2 protein-coding genes are annotated in these 2743 nt (G+C 68.2%); both read right to left on the reverse strand.

Features of this window, described 5'->3' with window-relative positions:
* Nucleotides 1-566: 566 nt before the first annotated feature.
* Complete coding sequence (locus tag P3W75_RS23335; RefSeq protein ID WP_276229688.1) at nt 567-1457, reverse strand: sigma-54-dependent transcriptional regulator; 891 nt, start codon at nt 1455-1457, stop codon at nt 567-569.
* 18 nt (nt 1458-1475) lie between these two features.
* The gene (locus P3W75_RS23340) at nt 1476-2678 is read right to left on the reverse strand and encodes a trans-sulfuration enzyme family protein (RefSeq protein ID WP_276229689.1); all 1203 of its coding nucleotides are present in this window, start codon (nt 2676-2678) and stop codon (nt 1476-1478) included.
* Nucleotides 2679-2743: the final 65 nt, after the last annotated feature.

Here is a 2743-nt window from a genome sequence, read left to right on the forward strand (position 1 = left end):
GGGCCGAGCGGAGCGGGTACTGCTTTACTTGCGGCGGGTCTTCGCGCGGCGTACTTCACGGCGTTCCGGATCGACCTGCTGAGGTACGTTCAGGAAAGCGGTGGCGGCGAAAAAGCTGGCAAGAGCGGCAAAGCTGGTCACGATAGTCTCCAAAGGCGCCGGGGAAAATGGGTCCCGACTGCCTGATAGCCATTTTCCCTGATCTTTATGACAAAAAGAAGTGAATGGTCTTGATGATCGGTATCTAGGCGGTCGATGGGGCTGCTTGTTGGCTTAATCGCAGGTTAATTTTCTGAAATTGACCTTTGCCTCAGGAATCCCTGCCGCCGAGGGCGGGGTCGGCGAATCGTTTCACTGCTACCGTTTGTCGCATTTCAAGCCTTTTATGGCCGATACGGCCTGATTCCAGCAGGCTCTGTAGGAGCGCGCCATGCGCGCGAATCGCGGGCGTGGCCCGCTCCTACTGGGTGTTTTCCAGAGCGTAGGGCGAATAACCGTTCGCGGTTATCCGCCGTTGGTTTCGGCGCGGAAGGTATCGGCGGATAACGCTTGGGGCGTTATGCGCCCTACGGGGTGTTTTCCAGCAGGGCCAGCAGTTGCTCGCGGACGCCCGGCTGGCGCAGCAGGCGGCGCAGGTCGGTGGCCGGCTCGGCGGGCAGGTTCAGGTGCTGCGGCTCGATGCTGTCGCCGGGGCTGACCAGCAGGGCGAAGTGGATGACGTTCTCCAGCTCGCGGATGTTGCCCGGCCACGGGTAGGCCTCCAGTGTCGCCTGGGCCGCCTCGCCGATATGCGGCACCGGCAGTTCCAGGCGCTGGGCGTGGACGCCGAGGAAGTATTCGGCCAGCGGCAGGATGTCGCCGATACGCTGGCGCAGCGGCGGCAGCTCGAGGTTGCCGTCGTCCAGGTACTGCGCGAGCCCTTCGAGGAACTTGCCGGCGGCCACCGCCTGGGCCAGGTCGATGCTGGTGGCCACCACCAGGCGCACGTCCACCGGGATCGGTTCGCGGGCGCCGACGCGCAGTACTTCGCGTTCCTGCAGCACGCGCAGGAGTTTCTCCTGCAGCGACAGCGGCAGGTCGGCGATCTCGTCCAGGTACAGGGTGCCGCCGTTGGCCGAGCCCAGCCAGCCGGCGCGGCTGCCCACCGGGCCGTTGTGCGCGCCGGGGGCGTAGCCGAACAGCTCGGCCTCGGCGAAGTTGCGGCTCAGCGCGCTGCAGCTGACCGCGACGAACAGCCCGGGGCGTTCGCTGGCGCGGTGGATGTGCCGGGCCAGCAGTTCCTTGCCGGTGCCGGTTTCGCCACGGATCAGCACCGGCTGCAGGCCCGGCGCCAGGCGCTCGACTTCATCGCGCACCTGGTGCGAACGCGGGTCGAAGAACACCAGCGCCTTGGCGCGGATGCTCAGCGGGCTCTTGTCGGCGTCGGGGAAGGTCAGCAGCGGTTGGGGGACTTTCATTGGGGGATCTCCGTCCGTTCAGAGCGCGTCCAGCGCCTGCAGGAAGTCGGCGACGATGTCCTCGCTGTCCTCGATCCCCACCGACACGCGCACCGTGCCGTCGTGGATGTCGAGCTGCGCCAGCGCCTCGGGGGAGAGGGCGCGGTGCGAGGTCTTGCCGGGATGGGTGATGCTGCTCGCCACGCCGGCCAGCGACGGGGCGAACTCGGCGCGTTGCAGCAGGCCGATGAGGCGGTCGACGTGGTCGAGGCCGCCCTTGAGGGTGAAGGCGAGCATGCCCGAGGCGCCCTTGGGGAACAGGCGTCGAGCCAGCGGGTGATCGGGGTGCGAGGGCAGGCCGGGGTAGTACACGCGGCTCACCTGAGGGTGCCGCTCCAGGGCTTCGGCCAGCGCCAGGGCGTTGCGCGAGTGGGCACCCATGCGCAGGGCCAGGGTCTTGGCGCCGCGGAAGGTCAGCCAGCTTTCGAAGGGGCTGGCGCTACCGCCGGCGTTGATCTGGAAGCGCCGCGCGCGGGCCACCCACTGGGCGTCGCCGACCAGCGCGCCGCCGGTGGCGTCGCTGTGGCCGTTGAGGTACTTGGTGGTGCTGTGCACGACCAGGTCGGCGCCGTCGCGCAGCGGCTGGTAGAGCACCGGCGAGAGGAAGGTGTTGTCCACCAGCAGCTTCAGCCCGTGTTCGCGGGCGATGGCCGCCAGCGCCGGCACGTCGCTGACCCGCACCAGCGGGTTGGAAGCGGTCTCGGTGTAGATCAGCCGGGTGTTCGGGCCGATGGCCGCGCGCACCGCGTCGAGGTCGCCGACGTCGACCAGGCTGGCCTGGATGCCGAAGCGCGCCAGTTCCTTTTCCAGCAGGCTCTGGGTGGTGCCGTACAGCTCGCGGCTGGCCACCAGGTGGTCGCCGGCGTTCAGCGTGCCGAGCAGCGCGGCGGCGATGGCGGCCATGCCGGAGGCGCTGAACAGCGCGTCCTCGCCGCCCTCCAGGTCGCGCAGCAGTTCCTCCACGGCGCTGTGGTTGGGGTTGCCGATGCGCGTGTACATGTAGTTGTCGGGGTTGCCGGCGAGGAAGTCGTCGACCTGTTCCAGGGAGTCGTAGACGAACACCGAGGTCTGGTAGATCGGCTGGGTCTTGGCCCGGGTGACCATGCGCCGGTCGCTGTCCTGGCCGCTGTGCACCGCGCGGGTGGAGTCGCCGTGGCCGGGTTCGGTGGGCTGCTTGCTCATGCTGGGGTCCTCTTCGCTCGCTGCGGCGGTCCGCTGGCGGTAAAAAAACAAACGCCGGGATCACC

This window comes from Pseudomonas citronellolis (assembly GCF_029335315.1).
Lineage (GTDB): Bacteria > Pseudomonadota > Gammaproteobacteria > Pseudomonadales > Pseudomonadaceae > Pseudomonas > Pseudomonas citronellolis_A.

Bases quoted from the DNA above. Each gene is read 5' to 3' on its own strand.
- P3W75_RS23340 (WP_276229689.1), bottom strand. From the start codon at position 2,678: ATGAGCAAGCAGCCCACCGAACCCGGCCACGGCGACTCCACCCGCGCG.
- P3W75_RS23335 (WP_276229688.1), bottom strand. From the start codon at position 1,457: ATGAAAGTCCCCCAACCGCTGCTGACCTTCCCCGACGCCGACAAGAGC.